Here is a 15842-nt window from a genome sequence, read left to right on the forward strand (position 1 = left end):
AGTTTATGAAAAAACTAAACTATATTACTTATTGGATTATAATACTTCCCATTGTAGCTGTAATTTTAACTTCTTCTATTTTAACTTATGAATTTATTTCTTATGAAAATAAAAAACTAGTTGAAGAGATTGAAGATACTAAAAAAAAGCATATAAAAGAAATTAAAAACCGAATTAAAAACCGAATCAATAGAACTATTACTTTAATTCAAACACAAGTTGAACTAAATAAAATTGAAGAAAAAAAAGATATTAAAAACATTGTAAATATAGCTTATGAAACAATGAGTCAAATATACAAACAATATCAAGATAAACCTAAAGAATTCATCCTAGAAAAAATAAAAAAAAATTTAAGAGAACAAAGATTTTATGCTAATTTAAGTGGTTATTATTTTTTAATTGATTTAAAAGATAAAGTAATTATGCAACCTCAAACACCTTCACATGAAGGTAAAATTCTTACTAAACTTCAAGATGTAGAGGGTAAATATTTTATACAAGAGTTTAGAAATATTGCCCTAACAAAAGAATCTGGTTTTATTACTTGGCATTGGCATAAACCGCAAACAAATAAAGTTGGAGAAAAACTTGGGTATATAAAACTATTTAAACCTTTAGGGGTATATATAGGTACAGCAAGATATAAAGAAGATATTAATAAAAAAATCAAAAAACAAATACTTAGTATTATTGATAGTATTAGATTTAAAAAAGATGAATATATTTTTGCCATAAATTCAAAAGGAACAACACTTTCACATATAAATAAAACTTTTGTAGGGAAAAAATATGAAGAACTTTCACAAATAGAAAAAAAAGTTGTAGATATTGTACTAAAAAAAGCTATTAATAAAAATGGTTCATTTTTAAACTACACACCAACTAGCCATAATATTTCTAAAAACTTATCTGAAAAAATTTCTTTTGTAAAAAAAGTACCAAATTTTGATTTAATTCTTGGAACAGGTCAATATACACTTACCATTCAAGAAGAGTTAGAAAGAAAAAAAAGTGAATTAAAAAAAGAAGTTAGAGTTACAAAAAATAAGATTATAATTATATCTACAATTATTAGTTTATTCCTTATTCTTATACTTATTTTTATTTCAAGAAAAATTGATACACAATTTAATATTTATGAAAAAGAACTTCTTAAAAATAATTTAAAGTTAAAGAAACTAAATGAATCTTTAGAATCTAAAGTAAAAAAACAAGTATTAGAAATAAGAAGAGCTGATGATATTTTAAATCAACAATCAAAACTAGCTTCTATGGGGGAAATGATAGGAAACATTGCACATCAATGGAGACAGCCTTTATCAACAATTTGTACTATCGCATCTGGAACAAAATTTGAAGATGAATTAAACACTTTAAATAAAGAAAAACTTTATAAAAATTTAGACTCCATAGTTTCAAATACTAAGCATTTATCTCAGACAATAGAAGACTTTAGAAGTTTTTTTAAAAAAGACAAAGTAAAAAAAAGCTTTTTTGTAAAAGATATTATAAAAAAAGTAATAAACCTAATGTCTGCAAGTTTTAAAAATAAAGAGATTATTATTGAAGTAGATATAAAAGAAAATATTAAAATTTATGCCTTAGAAAATGAATTAACCCAAGCTATATTAAATATACTAAATAATTCAAAAGATGCTTTAGTAGAAAAAAACTTAGATATAAAAATTATAAAAATAAAATCATATATAAAGAATGAAAAGGTTTATATTGAAATATTAGATAATGGTGGGGGAATAAAAAAAGATATTATTGATAAAATTTTTGAACCTTACTTTACGACAAAATTTCAAGCACAAGGTACAGGTATAGGCTTATATATGACAAGAACTATAATAGTAAATCATATACAAGGACAAATAGATGTTAAAAATATTAATTTTAAATATAAAGATAAGACCTATAAAGGTACATTAATGAGAATAATAATAGATAATAAGTAAAAAGAGATAAACTCTTTTTACCTTACTTACTTTTAAAATTTAAATAATATTCAATTTCTGATGGAGTTAAAATTTTAATAGTATTTGTACTTCCTGGCATTCCAACTGGATAACCAACAGTTGCTACATAAGTTTCACTTTTATCAAGTAAACCTTTTGAATCTAAAGCCTTTAACATTTTTTGGAACATTTTAGAAGCCTGCCCTTCTTTTATTGTATCTACAGGTCTTACACCCCAAATTGCTGTTAATGATGATAAAACCTTTCTTTTATGTGTAAATGCATAAATTGGTGTTCTAGGTCTGTATCTTGACATCTTAATAGCTGATTTACCAGAACTTGTTAAGGCTAAAATTCCTTTTGCACCTAAATCATCAGCAAGTCTAGTAACAGTTGCTTGAATTACATCAAAATGATCTAAATAATCAAATTTAGATTGTTTGTCAAAATTATAAATATCTTCTGTTCTTGCGATAATATTACTCATTGTATCAACAACATTTATAGGATCTTCTCCTACAGCACTTTCTTCACTAAGCATAACAACATCTGTTCCATCTAATACTGCATTTGCTACATCTGAAATTTCTGCTCTTGTTGCTCTTTCATTATGAGTCATAGATAAAAGCATTTGCGTTGCAGTAATTACAGGCATTCCTACGCTATTTGCTTTTTTGATTAACATTTTTTGAATAGTTGGAACATCATAATAAGGTACTTCAATTCCTAAATCACCTCTTGCTACCATCAATCCATCAGATGCTTCAATAATTTCATCTATATTTTCAACAGCATCAAATTTTTCAATTTTTGCTATTAATTTACCTTTATAACCTTTTAGAAGTTTTCTAGCTTTTTTCATATCTTTTGCATTTTGAACAAAAGAAATAGCAAAATAATCAACTTGATTCTCAACACCCCAAGCAATATCTTTTTCATCTTTTTGAGTAATAACATCAATATCTATTACAGTATTTGGGAAATTAACCCCTTTTCTTGAAGATAAAATACCGTGATTTTCAATTTTTGCTTTTACCTCATCACCTGTACTAATTACTTTTGCTCTAATAGTTCCATCATATAAGTAAATATACTCATCTACTTTAACCTTTGCTAAAATATCTGGATAGTTTATTGATACTACATATTTTTTATCAGCTTCTTTATATCCAACTATCTCTTCTTTTAAAAAAGTTATGATATCTCCTCTATGTAATTCAAAAGGTTCTTTTAAATCTCCGATTCTAACTTTTGGACCTGAAATATCTTGTAAAATACCTACTGTTCTATCTAGGTTTTTCATTGCTGTTCTAATATTATCAATAGTTTCTTTATGGTATTCATGACTTCCATGAGAAAAGTTTAATCTAAACATATTAGCACCTGCTTTTATTAAACCTTCAATTACTTCAATACTATGGCTTGATGGCCCTAATGTTGCCAAAATTCTTGTTCTTTTTTCCACAGTTTCTCCTTTTTTTCGTAAGAATATTATATCAAAATTTAATTACATATTAATTACGTTTTATAACACAATTATTTCACACTTGATATGTTAAAATATTAATATCAAAAATAAAGGTTTCAAAATGAAATATTTTAATTTAAAAACTTTTGTATCATCTCTTGCAGCTATAGCATTACTTAGTGGATGTACATCAGGTTCAACAGGAAATCAAACGATAGACAATAATCAAAGAGCAATAATAGGTACAACAATTGGTGCCTTAGCTGGTATTGCACTTGGTAACAATATTGGAGGAGGAAGCAAAAGTAGAAATAAAACTGTTGGTGCTCTTGCAGGGGCTGCTATTGGTGGATATATTGGATATAGAATGGATCAACAAGCAAAAGAAGTTGCAGATAGTTTAAATACAACTGTAAATAATAATCCAAATGCAGTACTTGATCCAAGCCAAGACTTAATAGTATCCCATACAGATAACTATGTAAAAATCATGTTTAGAGATGATATGATGTTTGCTACAAACTCTTCAATACCAACACAAAGTGCTAAAAATAAAATAGCGAAAGTAAATAGTGTTTTACAAAAATATCCAAATACAATAGTTCAAGTTGTAGGACATACAGATAGTAGAGGAACATATCAATATAATAAAACATTATCTGAAAAAAGAGCTACAAATGTAGGTAATACTATCTATAACTCAGGAGTTAAAAACCAAATCTTCTCAAAAGGTTGTTCTTTTTCAAAACCTGTAGCACCTAACACAAACTCTACAAATATGGCTTTAAATAGAAGAGTTGAAGTATTTTTATATTCTAATGCAAGTGCTGTAATTGATACTTGTAAATAAATAGAAGTTTTACTTCTATTTATCATTTCATCTTCAAATAAACTTTTAGATACAATACTTTTATGATTAGATTTAATGACTACTTTAATGACTGGCTATATGGGAAAAATGGATATTATTCAAACTATAAACAAATAGGAAAAGAAGGTGACTTTTTCACATCTGTTTCTACAAGTTCTTTTTTTGGTGGAACAATAGCAAACAAACTAATTGATTCTATTGAAAAAAATATTATTCCAAAGAATACTACTTTAGTTGAAATTGGTGCACATCATGGATATTTATTTGCTGATATAATTCAATTTATTTATACCTTAAAGCCTGAATTATTAAATACTTTAAACTTTGCGATAGTTGAAAGGTTTGAAAATTTACAAACTCAACAAAAAAAATATATTCAAGAATCTTTTGGAGATATAATAAAACTAAAACACTATAATGATATAAGTGAAGTAAAACTTGAAACTGCTTTTATAGTAGCAAATGAAATTTTTGATGCCTTTGCTTGTGATTTAGTATATACAAATAAAGATGGTATTTTACAAAATGCAATAGTAGATAATCACAAAATAAAATTTGAAGACTGTTCAGATTTAAAACTACTTGAACACTGTGAAAAATATAATATTGAAAAAGGTGAGGTTTGTTTAGATTATAAAAACTTTGTTGAAATATTATGTAAAAATATACAATCTTTTGAATTTATAACTTTTGACTACGGAGATAAATATCCAAGAAATGATTTTTCTACAAGAGTTTATGAAAAACATAATGTTTACCCTATTTTTGAAGAAGAAATAAATTTAAAGCAACTTTTTAAAAAAAGTGATATTACTTATGATGTTCATTTTAATTACCTGCAAGATTTATTTGAAGAGCAAAATATAAAGAAAGCTAGTTTTAATACTCAATTAAAATTCCTTGTAGAATTTGGTATTTTAGATTTATTAGAAATATTAAAAGTAAATGTTGATGAAAATACCTATTTAAGAGAAACTCAAAAAGTTAAAGTTTTACTTGAACCAACAGGAATGGGTGATAGATTTAAAGTTTTAAACATAACAAAGTAGATTATATTATACTTTATTATGTCAATTAGTTACAAATTTTATTCATTGAGTTTTTTTTTATTATATTTTAAATCTTGTAAATCTTAATTTGTTATAATTTCGTATGAGAACCTATAACTTCAAAATAGATAATAAATGTTCTAAAGAAGAAATTGATTTTAAATTTTTTCAAGACTATAAAAATGTTTTAATACAAGTTTTTTGTGGAAACAATAAAGAACACTTTCAAAAAACTCTTAATTATATAAAAAAACAATTACCAAATGCAATTTGTATAGGAAGTTCTTCTGATGGAGAAATCTATGAAAAAGAAGTATTTACAAAATCAACTATTGTTTCTATTTCTGTTTTTGAAAATACTTTTATTAAAGCTGCTATTAGTACAAATAAGAACTCTTATAATAAAGGCGTAGAATTAGCAGAAAAACTAATAGTTGATAATACAAAACTTTTAATACTTTTTACAAACTCTTTAAATATTAATGCTGAAGATTTTTTAAATGGTATAAATAGTGTAAGTAAAGATATTATAATTTGTGGAGCTATGGCAGCAGATAATGGAAAGTATAAAAACACTTATGTATCTTGTGAAGATAAAATATACAAAAGCTCAGCAGTTGGAGTATCTTTAAATTCAGATATCTTAGAAGTAAAAAATGATTTTAGATTTAATTGGTCTTCAATTGGAATTGAGCATGAAGTTACAAAATCAACTAATAATAAAGTATATGAGATAAATAATTTAAACGTAAGTGACTTTTATAGAAAATACTTAGGTTCAAATATACATAAAACTCTTCCTGAGAGTGCAACTACTTTTCCTCTTTTAATAAAAGATAATAAAAAATTTAAAGCAAGAGCTTTAATGAAAATAAATAAAGATGGAAGCTTTCAATACACTGGAAATATAAAAAATAAAGACAAAGTTAAATTTGGATTTGGGAATGCTGAGGTAATTTTAAAAAAACCAATTATTAAAGATCTAAAAAATTTTACAAATACTGAAAGCTTTTTTATATATTCATGTTTAGCAAGAAGAAGATATATGCCTCATTTAATCTCTCAAGAAAGCAAAGCTTACGCAAATATAACTAATACTTGTGGTTTTTTTGCAAATGGTGAATTCTTTTATGAAGATGAAAAGGCAAAACTTTTAAATCAAACTTTTACAGTTATTTCATTAAGTGAAAACCCTCATCGAAATAATTTTTCGATTAATACTCTAAAAGATACAAATAAACAAGATGATTTTTATACAAGAAATATTAAAACTTTAACTCATCTAATAGAAGCTTCATCAAAAGATCACGATGAGCAATCAAGAAAATTAGAACTTGAAAAAATAAACTCACAGATGCTTTTAACATCTCAAAAAATATTTTTAAGACATGCTGTACATGAAACAAATACACCCTTGTCTGTAATTATGAGTAATATTGAGCTTTTTGAAATGCAATATGGTAAAAATAATTACCTATCAACAATTGAAGTTGCATTAAAAAATATTTTTAATATTTATGATGATTTAAGTTATTTAGTAAAAAAAGATCAAGTTTTATATCCTAGAAAAAAAATAGATTTAGTGGATTTTATTCGTTCTAGAATTGATTTTTTCTACCAATCTGCAAAACAAATTGGCTCAGAGATTAAATTTTTTAGTGAAAAAAACTCTTTAAATTTTGAATTTAATGAAACGAAACTTCAAAGAATTATTGATAATAATTTGACAAATGCTATTAAATATACAGAAGAAAATTCAAATATTTATATCTCATTAAAAAAGGAAAAAGAAAACTATGCCCTAGTTATCTCAAGTTGTTCTCAATACATTCAATATCCAGAAAAAATATTCAAAGAGTATTATAGAGAGACATCAACTAAAAAAGGTTTTGGATTAGGACTAAGTTTAGTCAAAAGAATTTGTGACGAAGAAAATATTGATATTAAAATAGATTCGAATGAATACTTTACTTCATTTAGATATCTTTTTAAGGAAAGAGAAATAATATGAGAATCTTACTATTAGAAGATGATGTAATGCTAAACAGAGCAATAACTGAATTTTTACAAAGTAGAAAATATGAGGTTAGAACAGCAAGAGATGGAAATAATTGCCTTAGAATTCTTGAAGAAGAAAGCTTTGATTTACTTATTTTAGATATAAATGTTCCAGATATAAATGGCTTTGAAGTTTTAGAATTCTTGCATGAAAGGAATAAGGTAACTCCTACTATTTATATATCTGCACTTATAGATATCGAAGATATTTCAAGAGCTTTTGAACTTGGTTGTTATGATTATTTAAAAAAACCTTTTCATTTAAAAGAGTTATCACTAAGAATTGATAAGATAGCTCAAGCAAAAATGTTACCACAAAAAGATAAAAAATTATCAAATTCTTATACATTTAACCCAAATACCTTAACTCTTTTGTATAATAACGAAGTTCAAAGTTTAACAAAGAGACAAATACAAATTATTCAACTTTTAACAAAATTTAAAAACTCTGTTGTAAATTATGACATGTTTAGAGAATTTGTTTGGAATGACGAAATTGATAATGCCACTATTAGAGCAGAAGTTAATAGAGTAAAAAAATCTTTAAAAGAAGATTTTATTACAAATGTTAGAGGTCTTGGATATATGATTGAATACGAAAAAGAGAAGGTTTAAATATGAATTTAATTGTGAATGGTGAAACAAAAAATTTTGCTACTAATTCAACACTACAAGATATAATCACATCATTAAAAATTGAAGATAAAGTTATGGCTGCTGCTGTGAATATGGAAATTGTAAAAAAAGACAACTGGGATACATTTACTCCAAAAGAAGATGATAAAATTGAACTATTACAGTTTGTTGGTGGTGGATGATTTTTTATGAGTAAGCAAAAAGGAGATTTTGCAGAAAAAAAAGCTCTTAGCTTTCTTGAAGATAAGGGTTATAAAATAATAGAGCAAAATTTCTATGCTAAAAAACTAGGAGAGATAGATATTATTTGTAAAAAAAATAATGTCTATCATTTCTGTGAAGTAAAATCTGCCCCTGATTATGAAACTGCTATAAATAATATTCATAAAAATAAACTATCAAAATTAAAAAGAAGTATAGATTATTATATACAAACAAAAAAAATTAATCCAATTTTTTGTATTGATGCAATAATAGTATGTGAAGATGAACTTGAACATTTAGAAAATATTACATTGTAAAAGAAATAAGCAATTATTTCTTGTTAAAAAATATACTTTTGGATAAAATATAACCATGGAATCTATACTATTTATACTATTTTTATCATTAGCTATATCATCAATATTAAATATTATTTTAAAAAAATTTGAAATTTCACATATCATTGGATATATTGCTACAGGTATTATAATAAGCTCTATTTTTAATTTAACTAAAAATCATAATTTAGATGCTTTAAATTTAATAGCTGAATTTGGTATTGTATTTTTAATGTTTACTATTGGACTTGAAATGTCTATAAATAGGCTTAAACAAATAAAAGAACTTCTTTTTGTAAATGGCTTTTTTCAAGTTGCAGGAAGCGCATTATTAATATTTCTAATATCAAAATTTCTATTTAATATTGAAACTATTTCTGCTGTTATAATTTCTTTGGCATTTTCATTATCATCAACAGCTATTGTATTAACTTATCTTAAACAATCAAAAGATATTTATACACCTTATGGGGAAAAAACAACAGCCATTTTAATCTTTCAAGATTTAGCAGTTATTCCTATTTTATTGCTAATTAGCTTTTTATCAAATGATACCTTAGCTATTAACGAAATAATTATAAAAACAACATTTGCAGCTATTGTTATTATTACTTTTATGTTTACAATAGGTAAAAAGATAGTTAATTGGTTATTACAATTTTCAACTAAAGCAAGACTTGAAGAACTTTTTATAGGTTCTGTTTTATCTATTGTTTTTGGTGCTTCTATCTTAGCACATGAGTTGGGATTTACTTATTCACTTGGAGCTTTTATTGCTGGAATGATTATTGCTGAAACAAAATATCATATAAAAGTTGAATCAGATATTGCTTCATATAAAGATTTATTATTAGGGACATTCTTTTTTACTGTTGGTACAAAAATTGATTTAATATATCTTTTTGAAAATATTATATATATAATTTTAATTTTTTTAGGAATATTACTTTTAAAAGCAATAGTTATTTATTTTTTAATAAAAAGAAAATCAAACAAAAATGACTCAGTAAAAGCAGCACTTGCTTTATGTCAAATAGGTGAGTTCTCTTTTGCTGTTTTTGCCTTAGCTTCTGCTAATAATCTTTTAGATGAAAATTTAAGTAAATTTTTGATTTTAGTTACAGTATTATCTATGATGATCACACCTTTTATAGTGAATAATATTTATAAAATAGCTTCTGTTTTTGCACAAGAATATTTTGAGTCTGATAAAATTACACCTATTAATGAAAAAAACCATACAATAGTTTGTGGTTATTCAAATCTTGGGAAAAGAGTAGCTAGTAAATTAAAAGTAAATAATATACCTTTTGTAATTATTTCAGATAACCTAAGACATGTTTTAAATGCAAGAAAAAGTGGACATAAAGCTTATTTTGGTCACTTAGAAAAGGTTCAGGTACTAGAATCTCTTAAAGCTGATGAAGCTTCAAGTATTATAATTACCTTAGATAATGTAAATAAAAAAAGACTAATTTGTGATTCTATTTTAAAATATAGACCAGATATAAATATTGTTTTAAAAATCAATAATTTTCATGAGAAAAAAGAGTTTGAGGATTTAAACATTATAAATTTTGTACACGCTCATAATAAAATAGCTTCACTACTTGTGAAAAAAAGTCTATAAGAGAAAAAATCTCTTATAGATTAATTACTAGAAGCAATTGCTTTTTTAGAAAAAAGCAATAACAAAACTCCAAAAGATACTATTGCAGCTGTTAAATATAATGTATAATCATAATTTCCTGTAAGTTTTGTAAGACTTACGGCATATAAGGGAGCAGCAACCTGCCCTATTCCATAAGCAGTTGTTAAAGCACCCATTAACATAACAGGGTTTTTTTTAGCTAACTGACCACCTAAATTCATAAATAAAGCAACTAACCCTACAAATGTACCTCCATATAAGACACCACATAAAAGATTTAAATACATATTAGTTGTAAGTGTGGGAATTAAAATACCAATAACTTGTAAACTCATAGCCAAAATAATTATATTTACACTTCCATATTTATATGCCAGTCTCATCCAAATTATAGAAGATGGAATTCCAGCAAGTCCAACTAAAAGCCAAGATAAAGCAGCAATATTTTCTAAACCTTCAATTGATTTTAAAATAGTTGGCAAAAAAGTTCCTTGAACAACAAAACCAACACCTTCTGTAAAATAAGCAGCAATTAAAACAACTACAAAAGGTGAAAAAATAGCTTTATTAAAGGGATGTTTTTCATTATTACTAGCAACTTTTTTATCAAATGATAAAATATACAAAGGATAAAAACAAACAAGAGTAGCAATTAGAGTTAAAACAACCCATGAGTTTTCCCAAGTAGAATAAGAAAGAACATATCTACTTATAATATCCGAACTAGCTAAAGCTATACCAATACCTGAAAAATATATTCCCATGGCTTTTGTTTTATCTTCAAAATCTAGTTTTACCATAACAATAGCAGCACCAACAATCAAAGCCATAGCAGCTGCAAACCCAGCAATTATTCTTGAGATAAACCATAGAATTTCATTTGAACTTATTCCTAAAATAAGTGTTGTTAAAATACATAAAACAATACCTAAACGAAAATATTTAACTTTAGTATCTATATCTTTTATAAATATGGCAAATATTGCACCACTTAAATAACCTACATAATTAACCGAAGCTAAAATTCCTGAAAAAGTTAAAGATAAAGCTTCATCTTCAAGCATTGAAGGAAGTAATGAAGTATATGAAAATCTTGCTACTCCAACACCTATAAACAATCCTATAATCCCTGCAAGTAATATATTGAAATTACTATTTTTATCAAGTAAATTAATTTTCATTATTTCTTATTTCCTTTTGATATGCTTTAGGAGTTATGGCAAATACTTTTTTAAATACATTTGTTAAATGACTTTGATCATAAAAACCAACTTCAAGGGCAACTTTACTTATTTCAACTCCCTGTGATATAAGTTTTTTTGCTCTATGTACTCTTTTATTTACAATATAAGCATTTGCAGATAAACCAAAATCATGATTACAAACTCTAATAATATGATAAGGACTATATCCTAACTCTTTAGCTATTTTTGAAAGAGTTAATTTTGAAGCTATATTCTTTTCAATATACTCTTTAAAATCTTTTGCTATTTGAGTTGTCTTATCTAACTTTATAAATTCATCTTTTTTAGTATAATTTACAAACAATTCTTTTAAAAACTCTAATAAAAGAAGTTCTTTTTTTATACTCTCATTTTGTTTATTTAAAACAGAAAACAAACTAAAAAACTCTTTTAACAATTTTTTATCATCAATTTTATTTGGTAAAAGAAAAATATCATTATTTTTATAAATTAAATTTTGTAAATCTTTATACCATGTTCTATCAATATAAATTACAAAATAGTCTTCACTTTTTTCATTAGATATTGAAAAATGTACTTCATTTGGATTAATAACTACCAAACACTCTTTATTTAATATAACTTCTTTATCTTCAATTACAATTTTTGCACTACCTTTTTTTAAAGCTAAAAAGCAAATTAAATTATGATAATGCTTCTGTGAACACTCATGAAATTGTTTACTATATTTTAATTCTAAATAATCTAAATCTTTTATTTTTAATATTTTATTATTCATATTAAAGATAATACAAAATTATTTGTTAAAAATCTTGGAAAATATTGCTAAATATAAGAAAGATGAATGTAATGAGCGGTACATTCATCTTTTTTAGGACGTATATAAAATTAGTAAGATAAGTATAACTATACAAAATAGCATTAAACTAGCATCATTGTTATTGTAAAGTTATTCAACTAATTTTTATGATTTATTAGTTAATATAAACAAACACTTATGGAGAATTTTTTGTATTCAAAAGAACTACTTTCAATTAAAAAATCAAATCGATTTAGAACTAGAGATATATTTGATGAAGGTTTGATTGATTTAGCTTCAAATGACTATTTAGGTCTAGCTTCCAATATAAATATTTTTCAAAATGCTTATGAAAGAGTATTAAAACAAAAATACTACTCACCCAAAGCCTCAATGCTTGTAAATGGTTATAATTCAATTCATAAAGAGTTTGAAGAAAAGCTTTGTGAAGTTAATAAATTTGAAGCTGCTGTTTGTGTAGGTTCTGGATTCTTAGCTAATATCTCAATGATTGAAGCTCTATGTAGAAAAAATGACACTTTATTTATAGATGAAGATTATCACGCAAGTGGTATCTTAGCTACAAAACTTCTAAAAGATGAACAAGTTATTGTATTTAAACACAATGATGAAAAAGATTTAGAAGAAAAATTAAAATCTTGCCAAAGAAAGGGAAGAAAAATTGTAGCTATTGAAGGTGTTTATTCAATGGGTGGAGATGTAGCAAAAGAAGAAATTTTTCATATCTCAAAGAATTATAATGCTTTACTAATTGTAGATGAAGCACATAGTTCTGGTGTTTTAGGTGAAAACTTACTAGGAATATTTGACTACTATAAAATAACCCCTGATAAATCTCATATTAAAATGGGAACCCTAGGTAAAGCTTATGGCTCTTATGGAGCTTATATTTTAGCTTCAAAAGAAATAATCGAATTTTTACAAAACAGAGCAAAACCTATTATTTATTCAACTGCGCCTTCTTTGTTTGATATAGCCATGGGTTTAGAGTCTTTACATTTTATAGTAAACAATAAAAAAACACTAAAAGAAAACATAAATAAAAATTTAAATATAGTAAAAGAGATTTTAAATATTAATTCAAAAAGTCTGATAATTCCTATTGAAATTGCTGATAATAAAAAAGTTAAACAAATACAAAAGCAAGTTCAAGAAAAAGGTTTTATAGTTGGAGCTATTAGACAACCAACCGTAAAAATAGCAATTATTAGACTAATAGCTAAAATTGATATAGAAGAAAAAGATTTAAGAAATGTATGTAATTTAATAAAGGAACTATCATGAAAATAGTACTTTTTCTTTTTATGATTTTTACATTTTCTTTTTCAGCAGAGTTTGAAAAAATGAAAAATTGTGAAAAGGTTCAATTATCTAGGTATACAGTTTTAGTGTCTTGCCATCAAATAGATTATATTATTGAATATAAATTAGAAGATGATGAAGAAAAAGACAATATTAAAAAAATTACAGCTTTAACTGTAAATGACAAAAAAATAATAATAAATAAGAGTAAAATAAAATGATTTTAAAACAATTAATAAAAGGACATAAAAAGTTCCAAGAAAACAAAGTTCCTAAATGGCAAGATGAATTAAATGAATTAGTTGTAAATGGACAAAAACCTGAGGTATTATTTGTAGGATGTTCAGATAGTAGATTAACTCCTGATTTAATGCTAAATACAAAACCAGGTGATATGTTTATTTTAAGAAATGTGGGTAATTTTATTCCTCCATTTAAACATGATGAAGACTTTCACGGAAGTGCCGCAGCTATTGAATATGCTGTTGCTGTTCTTGGAGTAAAACATATTATTGTATGTGGACATACACATTGTGGTGCGTGTAGAAGCTTATATGAATATGATCAAATTCCAGATACAGACTCTTTAGTTCATGTAAAAACATGGTTAAAACTTGGTATGGCTGCAAAAGAAAAAACCTTAGCGGATAAAAGATTTAACACAGAAGAAGAGATGTATAGAGTTACAGAAAGAAATTCAGTAAAACAACAACTGAAAAATCTTTTAACATATCCTGATGTAAAAAGAAAATTAGAATCTGGTGAACTACAAATTCATGGATGGCATTATGATGTACAAAATGGACAAATAGATTATTTAGATAATGAAGAAAAAAAGTTTAAACCACTAAAAGAAATGAAAATAGAGGATTAAGAAAATATGAATGAACCCCAAGTAAGAAAATTACCTAAAAAAACTATTGTTATGATAACTATAGTTATAGTAGCTGCTTTAATAGTATTTTTAGTTCTAAAAGATTTAAAAGAGAAAAAAATGGTAGAAATACTTACTACTTTAGGACATAAAAATGTAAGTAGTATGGAAGTTATCAATAAACTAAGAGTAGAAGATACTAAAACAAGATATAAAAGTACTGTATATAAAGTAAGATTTCTTGATGGTGATTCAAATAAAACTTGTATTGGTTTTATTCATATTGGAAAAGATAAAAAATATAGTGAAGATTTAGACTGTAAATAGGAAAATTATGAGTATTATTGAAAAATTAGAAAATGGGCAAAGATTAAGTTATAAAGATGGTGTGGAACTTTTCGATTTAGATTTATTTACCTTAGCTCATTATGCAAATAAAATTAGAGAAGAAAAGCATGGTAAGAAAACATACTTTAATATTAATAGACATATAAACCCAACGAATGTTTGTAAAGATGTTTGTCAATTCTGTGCTTATAGTGCTAGTAGAAAGAATCCTAATCAATGGACTATGACACATGAAGAGATTTTAGATATTGTTAAAAACTCTTCAAAAAATGACATAAAAGAAGTTCATATTGTATCAGCACATAATCCAAATACTGGTTTACAATGGTATATGGATGTTTTTAAAAAAATTAAAGAAAACTATCCCTCAATTCATGTAAAAGCTTTAACAGCAGCAGAAATACACTTTTTAAGTAAAGAGTATAATGTATCTTATGAAAACTTAATTGAAATGATGAAAGCCCATGGTGTTGATTCTATGCCTGGTGGTGGAGCAGAAATTTTTGATGAAAAAGTACGAAAAAAAATCTGTGGTGGAAAAGTAAAATCTGATGAATGGTTACAAATTCATAGACTTTGGCATAAAGCAGGAATGCAAAGTAATGCAACTATGCTATTTGGACATGTAGAATCAAGAGCACATAGAATTGATCATATAATTAGATTAAGAGATTTACAAGATGAAACAGGTGGTTTTAATGCTTTTATTCCTCTTGTATATCAAACTGAAAACAACTATTTAAAAGTGAAAGAGCCTTTAACAGGTCAAGAGATTTTAAAAACTTATGCCATTGCTAGAATTATGCTTGATAATATTTCAAATATCAAAGCATATTGGGCAACATCGACAGTAAAACTTGCATTAATTGCTCAAGAATTTGGTGCAAATGACGTAGATGGAACAATTGAGAAAGAATCAATTCAAAGTGCAGCAGGTGCTTCTAGTGCAGGAGGAGTTGCGTTAAAAGAGTTTGTTGAACTTATTCAAAATACTGGTTTTATTCCAGTTGAAAGAGATTCTATTTATAATGAATTAAAGGTTTGGAATTAACCT

The 15842-nt window shown here is 25.4% G+C and carries 16 protein-coding genes; 13 read left to right on the plus strand and 3 right to left on the minus strand.

All coding sequences use genetic code 11. The annotated features are described in order from the left end of the window. The first annotated feature begins 5 nt into the window (after window positions 1–5). Entirely contained in the window at window positions 6–1964 is a 1959-nt protein-coding gene (locus tag ACH5BK_RS09415) for a cache domain-containing protein (protein WP_404306725.1), read from the plus strand. 22 nt (window positions 1965–1986) lie between these two features. On the opposite strand, the gene pyk is transcribed toward ACH5BK_RS09415, so the two are convergent. Beyond that, window positions 1987–3429, minus strand: coding sequence for a pyruvate kinase (pyk, locus tag ACH5BK_RS09420; protein ID WP_404306727.1), 1443 nt, complete (start codon window positions 3427–3429; stop codon window positions 1987–1989). A gap of 124 nt (window positions 3430–3553) precedes the next feature. On the opposite strand from pyk, the gene ACH5BK_RS09425 reads away from it, so the two are divergent. From ACH5BK_RS09425 to ACH5BK_RS09455, 7 genes are all read left to right on the plus strand, one after another. Further along, window positions 3554–4282: an OmpA family protein gene (locus ACH5BK_RS09425; protein ID WP_404306729.1), complete on the plus strand. Its 729-nt coding sequence runs from the start codon at window positions 3554–3556 to the stop codon at window positions 4280–4282. Window positions 4283–4344: 62 nt separating this feature from the next. Then, window positions 4345–5352 (plus strand): SAM-dependent methyltransferase, encoded by a 1008-nt coding sequence (locus ACH5BK_RS09430; RefSeq protein WP_404306731.1) that lies wholly within the window; start codon window positions 4345–4347, stop codon window positions 5350–5352. Window positions 5353–5455: 103 nt separating this feature from the next. Continuing rightward, window positions 5456–7363 (plus strand): FIST N-terminal domain-containing protein, encoded by a 1908-nt coding sequence (locus ACH5BK_RS09435; RefSeq protein WP_404306733.1) that lies wholly within the window; start codon window positions 5456–5458, stop codon window positions 7361–7363. Further along, complete coding sequence (locus ACH5BK_RS09440; RefSeq protein WP_404306735.1) at window positions 7360–8025, plus strand: response regulator transcription factor; 666 nt, start codon at window positions 7360–7362, stop codon at window positions 8023–8025. The genes ACH5BK_RS09435 and ACH5BK_RS09440 overlap by 4 nt, the downstream gene beginning before the upstream one ends. Before the next feature lie 2 nt (window positions 8026–8027). After that, a complete protein-coding gene (gene thiS / locus ACH5BK_RS09445) occupies window positions 8028–8228 on the plus strand; it encodes a sulfur carrier protein ThiS (protein WP_404306737.1) in 201 nt (66 codons plus the stop codon). Between the two features lie 6 nt (window positions 8229–8234). After that, window positions 8235–8567: a YraN family protein gene (locus tag ACH5BK_RS09450; RefSeq protein ID WP_404306740.1), complete on the plus strand. Its 333-nt coding sequence runs from the start codon at window positions 8235–8237 to the stop codon at window positions 8565–8567. A gap of 55 nt (window positions 8568–8622) precedes the next feature. Then, a complete protein-coding gene (locus ACH5BK_RS09455; protein WP_404306742.1) occupies window positions 8623–10218 on the plus strand; it encodes a cation:proton antiporter in 1596 nt (531 codons plus the stop codon). A 20-nt stretch (window positions 10219–10238) separates the two neighbouring features. Here the strand turns inward: ACH5BK_RS09455 and ACH5BK_RS09460 are convergent, their stop codons facing one another. Together ACH5BK_RS09460 and ACH5BK_RS09465 are read right to left on the minus strand one after the other, a co-directional pair. After that, window positions 10239–11420 (minus strand): YbfB/YjiJ family MFS transporter, encoded by a 1182-nt coding sequence (locus ACH5BK_RS09460; RefSeq protein ID WP_404306744.1) that lies wholly within the window; start codon window positions 11418–11420, stop codon window positions 10239–10241. Beyond that, window positions 11410–12222, minus strand: a complete 813-nt coding sequence (locus tag ACH5BK_RS09465) for an AraC family transcriptional regulator (protein WP_404306746.1) — start codon at window positions 12220–12222, stop codon at window positions 11410–11412. The genes ACH5BK_RS09460 and ACH5BK_RS09465 overlap by 11 nt, the downstream gene beginning before the upstream one ends. A 231-nt stretch (window positions 12223–12453) precedes the next feature. On the opposite strand from ACH5BK_RS09465, the gene ACH5BK_RS09470 reads away from it, so the two are divergent. Genes ACH5BK_RS09470 through mqnE form a run of 5 tightly spaced genes read left to right on the plus strand, consistent with a single transcriptional unit; the run spans window position 12454 to window position 15839 of the window. Beyond that, complete coding sequence (locus ACH5BK_RS09470; RefSeq protein ID WP_404306748.1) at window positions 12454–13548, plus strand: aminotransferase class I/II-fold pyridoxal phosphate-dependent enzyme; 1095 nt, start codon at window positions 12454–12456, stop codon at window positions 13546–13548. Next, window positions 13545–13787, plus strand: a complete 243-nt coding sequence (locus ACH5BK_RS09475; protein ID WP_404306750.1) for a hypothetical protein — start codon at window positions 13545–13547, stop codon at window positions 13785–13787. The genes ACH5BK_RS09470 and ACH5BK_RS09475 overlap by 4 nt, the downstream gene beginning before the upstream one ends. Continuing rightward, window positions 13784–14440 carry a carbonic anhydrase gene (locus ACH5BK_RS09480; RefSeq protein ID WP_404306752.1) on the plus strand — a complete coding sequence of 219 codons (657 nt, stop codon included), beginning with the start codon at window positions 13784–13786 and terminating at the stop codon, window positions 14438–14440. Before ACH5BK_RS09475 ends, ACH5BK_RS09480 begins: the two co-directional genes overlap by 4 nt. A 6-nt stretch (window positions 14441–14446) precedes the next feature. Further along, complete coding sequence (locus tag ACH5BK_RS09485) at window positions 14447–14767, plus strand: hypothetical protein (protein WP_404306754.1); 321 nt, start codon at window positions 14447–14449, stop codon at window positions 14765–14767. Window positions 14768–14774: 7 nt separating this feature from the next. Then, window positions 14775–15839: an aminofutalosine synthase MqnE gene (gene mqnE, locus ACH5BK_RS09490; RefSeq protein WP_404306756.1), complete on the plus strand. Its 1065-nt coding sequence runs from the start codon at window positions 14775–14777 to the stop codon at window positions 15837–15839. Window positions 15840–15842: the final 3 nt, after the last annotated feature.

Source organism: Arcobacter sp. YIC-80 (assembly GCF_044841725.1).
Lineage (GTDB): Bacteria > Campylobacterota > Campylobacteria > Campylobacterales > Arcobacteraceae > Arcobacter_B.

What these genes read in the sequence shown, in the direction of transcription:
- ACH5BK_RS09475 (WP_404306750.1), top strand. Translation starts at nt 13,545, where the DNA reads ATGAAAATAGTACTTTTTCTTTTTATGATTTTTACATTTTCTTTTTCA.
- ACH5BK_RS09465 (WP_404306746.1), bottom strand. Translation starts at nt 12,222, where the DNA reads ATGAATAATAAAATATTAAAAATAAAAGATTTAGATTATTTAGAATTA.
- thiS (WP_404306737.1), top strand. Translation starts at nt 8,028, where the DNA reads ATGAATTTAATTGTGAATGGTGAAACAAAAAATTTTGCTACTAATTCA.
- ACH5BK_RS09450 (WP_404306740.1), top strand. Translation starts at nt 8,235, where the DNA reads ATGAGTAAGCAAAAAGGAGATTTTGCAGAAAAAAAAGCTCTTAGCTTT.
- mqnE (WP_404306756.1), top strand. Translation starts at nt 14,775, where the DNA reads ATGAGTATTATTGAAAAATTAGAAAATGGGCAAAGATTAAGTTATAAA.
- ACH5BK_RS09435 (WP_404306733.1), top strand. Translation starts at nt 5,456, where the DNA reads ATGAGAACCTATAACTTCAAAATAGATAATAAATGTTCTAAAGAAGAA.
- ACH5BK_RS09425 (WP_404306729.1), top strand. Translation starts at nt 3,554, where the DNA reads ATGAAATATTTTAATTTAAAAACTTTTGTATCATCTCTTGCAGCTATA.
- ACH5BK_RS09485 (WP_404306754.1), top strand. Translation starts at nt 14,447, where the DNA reads ATGAATGAACCCCAAGTAAGAAAATTACCTAAAAAAACTATTGTTATG.
- ACH5BK_RS09460 (WP_404306744.1), bottom strand. Translation starts at nt 11,420, where the DNA reads ATGAAAATTAATTTACTTGATAAAAATAGTAATTTCAATATATTACTT.
- ACH5BK_RS09455 (WP_404306742.1), top strand. Translation starts at nt 8,623, where the DNA reads ATGGAATCTATACTATTTATACTATTTTTATCATTAGCTATATCATCA.
- ACH5BK_RS09440 (WP_404306735.1), top strand. Translation starts at nt 7,360, where the DNA reads ATGAGAATCTTACTATTAGAAGATGATGTAATGCTAAACAGAGCAATA.
- ACH5BK_RS09480 (WP_404306752.1), top strand. Translation starts at nt 13,784, where the DNA reads ATGATTTTAAAACAATTAATAAAAGGACATAAAAAGTTCCAAGAAAAC.
- ACH5BK_RS09430 (WP_404306731.1), top strand. Translation starts at nt 4,345, where the DNA reads ATGATTAGATTTAATGACTACTTTAATGACTGGCTATATGGGAAAAAT.
- ACH5BK_RS09415 (WP_404306725.1), top strand. Translation starts at nt 6, where the DNA reads ATGAAAAAACTAAACTATATTACTTATTGGATTATAATACTTCCCATT.